This window comes from Dietzia sp. SLG310A2-38A2, from assembly GCF_014145095.1.
GTDB lineage: Bacteria > Actinomycetota > Actinomycetes > Mycobacteriales > Mycobacteriaceae > Dietzia.
Genome location: NZ_JAALDX010000404.1, coordinates 1 through 4,730, shown reverse-complemented (window position 1 = coordinate 4,730; position 4,730 = coordinate 1). Strand labels below are relative to the sequence as shown.

General features: G+C 71.6%; 5 protein-coding genes. 2 read left to right on the top strand and 3 right to left on the bottom strand.

The window, feature by feature from the left end:
* The 3 genes from G6027_RS13860 to serA all read right to left on the bottom strand — a co-directional run.
* Positions 1-618 (bottom strand): cyclic nucleotide-binding domain-containing protein (locus G6027_RS13860; RefSeq protein ID WP_182637678.1); only part of this gene is annotated, 618 nt, incomplete at its 3' end.
* An 84-nt stretch (positions 619-702) separates the two neighbouring features.
* A complete protein-coding gene (locus tag G6027_RS13855) occupies positions 703-1,722 on the bottom strand; it encodes a 3-isopropylmalate dehydrogenase (RefSeq protein ID WP_182637677.1) in 1,020 nt (339 codons plus the stop codon).
* Positions 1,723-1,738: 16 nt separating this feature from the next.
* Positions 1,739-3,331, bottom strand: coding sequence for a phosphoglycerate dehydrogenase (gene serA, locus G6027_RS13850; protein ID WP_182637676.1), 1,593 nt, complete (start codon positions 3,329-3,331; stop codon positions 1,739-1,741).
* 145 nt (positions 3,332-3,476) lie between these two features.
* Here serA and G6027_RS13845 point away from each other — a divergent pair, with 145 nt between their 5' ends.
* Positions 3,477-4,058, top strand: a complete 582-nt coding sequence (locus G6027_RS13845) for a hypothetical protein (protein WP_182637675.1) — start codon at positions 3,477-3,479, stop codon at positions 4,056-4,058.
* The coding region (locus G6027_RS13840; RefSeq protein ID WP_182637674.1) for an NAD(P)-binding protein at positions 4,055-4,730 on the top strand (676 nt) is incomplete at its 3' end. The genes G6027_RS13845 and G6027_RS13840, both read left to right, overlap by 4 nt.

Sequence of the window (4,730 nt, the reverse complement as noted above, 5' to 3'; positions counted from 1 at the left end):
CTTCGAGCGCAGGTCCCGGTCGGTGAATATCCCCACCACACGGCCCGATTCCACCACGAGCAGCGCGGACACGCGGCGATCGGTCATCAGACTCGCGGCATCGCGGATCGTGGTGTCGGGACCGGTGGTCACCGCGTCCCGGGCGAGCAACTCCCCGACCGGCGTGCCCAGCGCGTCCCCGCCCGCCGCCTCGAGCCGTGCCGAGGCGAGGTCCTGCCGGAGCCGGTCGCTGCGTTCGCCGAAGAACCGGCGCAGCTGAGGGTGCTCGGCGGCCAGGTCGTCCAGTACCCCACCTGGCATCTCGAGCAGCAGGGTGTCGGCCACCGCCACCATCCGGTAGCGCGACGGTCCGCTGTGGGACAGGGACGAGTAGCCGAAGCAGTCCCCCTCGCCCCGGGCGTCGAGCAGTACGCCGTCCGGGTCGCACACCTCCACGGCGCCCGACCGGATGATGTGCAGGGTGTCGTTCCGGGCACCGGCATCGAGGATCACCGTTCCCCGGCGGTGGTACCGCTGCGAGAGCCGCGCGGGGATCCGGTCGAGCTGATCACCGGTCAGCTCGTCGAAGGGGGCGCAGCGGGCGAGGAAATCCCTCACCTCGGCGAGTTCGACATCCATGGGTCCACTCTGGACGCCGACGGCCCGCGGTGTGACCCGCTTCATGCGATTCACACCCGCGGGCCGCGGTGTCGGTGCTCTGTCCTAGGCGCTGACCGTCGACACGATCCGGTCGCCGACCTCGGAGGTCGCGACGGGACGGTCTCCACGCGACCCCAGGTCCGCCTCGACCGCGGACTCCACGCGCTCGGCCTCGGCGACCTTGCCCAGATGCCTCAACATCAGCGCCACCGACAGGATGGCCGCGGTGGGGTCGGCCTTGCCCTGTCCGGCGATGTCCGGGGCGGAGCCGTGCACCGGCTCGAACATGGACGGGTTGGTGCCGGAGGCGTCGATGTTCCCCGACGCCGCGGTCCCGATCCCTCCGGTGACGGCGGCGGCGAGGTCGGTGATGATGTCGCCGAAGAGGTTGTCGGTGACGATCACGTCGAAGCGCGAGGGCTCGGTGACCATGTAGATCGTCGCGGCGTCGATGTGGCAGTAGTCCACCGCGACGTCCGGGAACTCCGGCGCCACCTCGTCCACGGTGCGCTGCCACAGGCCGCCCGCGTTCACCAGCACGTTGGTCTTGTGGACCAGGGTGAGCTTGCCACGGCGCGTCCGCGCCCTGCCGAAGGCGTCGCGGACCACGCGCTCGACCCCGAACCGGGTGTTGACCGAGGTCTCGGTGCCGATCTCGTGCGGGGTCCCCACCCGGATCGCGCCCCCGTTGCCGGTGTAGAGCCCCTCGGTGCCCTCGCGGACCACGACGAAGTCGATCTCACCCGGGTCCTTGAGCGGGGTCCCCGAACCGGGGTACAGACGCGACGGGCGCAGGTTGACGTGGTGGTCGAGCGCAAACCGCAGCGGGAGCAGCATGCCGCGCTCGAGGACGCCGGCGGGCACCGAACGCGGGTCCCCGATCGCCCCGAGAAGGATCGCGTCGTGACCCTTCAGACTCTCCACGTCGGCGTCGGTCAGCGTCTCACCGTTGCGCAGGTACCGCCGCGCCCCGAGGTCGTACTCGGTCTTCTCGACACCGGGGACGAGTGCGTCCAGCACCCTGAGCGCCTCTGCCGTGACCTCGACGCCGATGCCGTCGCCGGGGATGACTGCGAGCCTCATGATGTCCGCCCCCCGCTCAGACCAGGGAGATCTGGGTGGCCGTGGCGTCGAGCTCCGAGACGATCCGGTCGACGGTCGGCTCGGCGACCGCCCGATCGACCCGCAGGATCAGCGACGCACCCTCGCCGGTGACGTCCTGGCTGAGCGCGGCGGCCTGGATGTCGATGCCCTCCCCGCCGAGGATGGAGCCCACCTTGCCGAGCACGCCCGGGCGATCGGAGTAGTGGACGAACAGGTTCTGACCCTCGGCGCGCATGTCGAACCCGCGCTCGTTGATCCGGACGATCTTCTGGACCTGGTCCAGACCGGCCAGCGTGCCGGTGACATCGGCCGACGCGCCGTCCGCGGCCACCGCGGTGACCGTGACCGTGCTCCGGTAGGACTTCGACTCGCTGCGGGTCCCGACCGAATGCGTGACCCCGCGCTGCTCGGCCATCTGGCCGACGTTGACGAAGGTGGCGGGCTCGTCGGTGATGGCGGAGAACATCCCGCGGAGGGCGGCCAGTCCGAGCACGTCGACCTGCTCGGCGGCGAGCTCGCCGGCGACCTCGACGTTCACGGTGGTGGGCACGCCCGGGCACAGGTGGCCGGCGATGAGGCCGAGCTTCCGGACGAGGTCGAGCCAGGGCGCGACCTCGTCGCCGACGGGGCCACCGGTGACGTTGACGGCGTCGGGAACGAACTCCCCGCGCAGGGCGAGCAGCACGCTGCGGGCGACGTCGGTGCCGGCCCGGTCCTGTGCCTCGCTGGTGGAGGCGCCCAGGTGCGGGGTGACGACCGTGTTCTCGAGGTCGAACAGCGGCGAGTCGGTGCAGGGCTCGGTGTCGAACACGTCCAGGGCGGCGGACCGCACCTTGCCTGACTTCAGGGCCTCGACGAGCGCGTCCTCGACGATCAGTCCGCCGCGGGCGGCGTTGACGATCACGACGCCGTCCTTGGCGCGGGCCAACCGCTCGGCGTCGAACAGGCCGGCCGTCTCCTTGGTCTTGGGCAGGTGCATCGTGATGATGTCCGCGCGGGAGACCAACTCGTCGATGTCCACGAGCTCGATGCCGAGCTGTGCCGCTCGTGCGGCGGGCAGGTAGGGGTCGTAGGCGATGAGGTTCGTCTCGAACGCCGCCAGACGCTGTGCCACGAGCTGGCCGATCCGACCCAGGCCCACCACGCCGACGGTCTTGCCGAGCAACTCGACGCCGTCGAAGGAGCTCCGCTTCCAGGTGTGCTCGCGAAGCGTGCGATCAGCGGCGGGAATCTGGCGGCACGCGGACATGAGCAGCGCGACCGCGTGCTCGGCGGCGGAGTGGATGTTGGAGGTGGGCGCGTTGACCACCATGACGCCGCGTTCGGTGGCGGCGGGGATCTCCACGTTGTCGAGGCCGACGCCCGCGCGGCCGATGATCTTGAGCTTGGGGGCGGCGGCGAGTACCTCGGCGTCGACCGTCGTGGCCGAGCGGACGAGGATCGCGTCCGCGTCCTTGACCGCAGCGAGGAGCTTCGGGCGATCCGGGCCGTCGACCCAGCGGACCTCCACGGCGTCGCCGAGCGCGTCGACGGTCGACTGGGCGAGCTTGTCGGCGATGAGGACGACGGGACGTCCGGATGCTGTCACAGTGGGATCTCCTCGGTGTCATTTCGGGCATCGACAGTCTAGGCCACCGCACACCGCCCCCGACCAGTGGCCGGGGTGGCCACGGACGCCTACCGTGGCTGACGTCCCCGCAGCACCCGACCGATGCCCGACGAACGGATCACCTATGTTGCGCCCGCCCCGGTCGACCGGACTCCCGGTCCGCCTGCCCAGCCCCTGGATGCCCGTCCTCGCGCCCGCGCGCGGGTCGACGGCGGTCGCCTCCTACCTCCGGGCACACCTCTACGGCGCGGCGGTGGGTCGCAGCCTCCTCGACCACTGCATCCGCGCCGTCGACGAGCGCGACAAGAACCGCCTGGAGCCCCTGCGGGCCCAGTTCGAGCAGGAGATCGACACCGCGGCCGAGCTGCTGTCCCGGCTGACCCCCATCGGGACCCCGGGCCGGGGACTACTGCGACTGTCGACCGGACTCACCTTCTCCGTGCTGCCCGTGGGGCCGGTCCTGAGCGATCCCCTCACGCGGCTCGCGGTTCTGGAAGCGCTGCGCACCCTCGTGGTGGCCAAGCGCTCCATGTGGGAGCTGCTCTCGGACTCATGGATCGCCGACCAGCCTTCACAGGGCGACGACGACGAGGTGGGCGGGCCCGGCACCCGAGGCATCCTGCTGGGTCTGGCCGAGCAGGCCGTGACCCAGGAGAGACTGCTGGAGGACCTGCGCCGGACCTACGGCCTGGCGGTCTTCGAGTGAGCTCCTCCGCACCGGTGCGCGCTGACGTGGTGGTGGTGGGGTCGGGTCCGAACGGCCTCGCCGCCGCACTCCTGTGCGCCCGCGCGGGCCGGCGGGTCGTGGTACTCGAGGCCGAGGACACCATCGGGGGCGGGTGCCGCACCCTCCCCATGGACGGGATGCCGGGAGATCTGGGCGCGGACCTGGTGGTCGACCCGTGTTCGGCGGTCCACCCGATGGCCGGCGCCGCCCCGTTCTTCCGCCGGTTCGACCTCGCCGCACACGGCGTGGAGTTGAGGACGCCGCCGGTTCAGCTGGCCCATGCGCTCCCCGCTCGCGACGCGATCGTCGTTCCGTCCGACCCCTCACCCGGAGCCCTGGCCGAGGGCCTGGGGTCCGATGCGGAGGCCCGCGCCTGGTGGAAGGTCATGGGCCCGACCGCCGAGCGGTCCCTCGATGTGGTGGCCGCTGCGTTGTCCGACCAACGGTCGGTCCCCCCGGTGGCTGCCACGGCGGCGATGGCTGTCGCGCTCGCACGTGCCCATCCCCGCGGGGTACTGGGCGACCCGTTCGGGCCCGACGGCCGCACCCTGCTGTCCGGGATCTCCGCCCACGCGATCACCCCCCTGGGCTCACCGGCCGCGACCGCGGTCGGCTTGGTACTGGGTTCGCTCCTGCACTCCCCGCTCGGGT

What these genes read in the sequence shown, in the direction of transcription:
- G6027_RS13855 (WP_182637677.1), bottom strand. Translation starts at nt 1,722, where the DNA reads ATGAGGCTCGCAGTCATCCCCGGCGACGGCATCGGCGTCGAGGTCACG.
- G6027_RS13845 (WP_182637675.1), top strand. Translation starts at nt 3,477, where the DNA reads ATGTTGCGCCCGCCCCGGTCGACCGGACTCCCGGTCCGCCTGCCCAGC.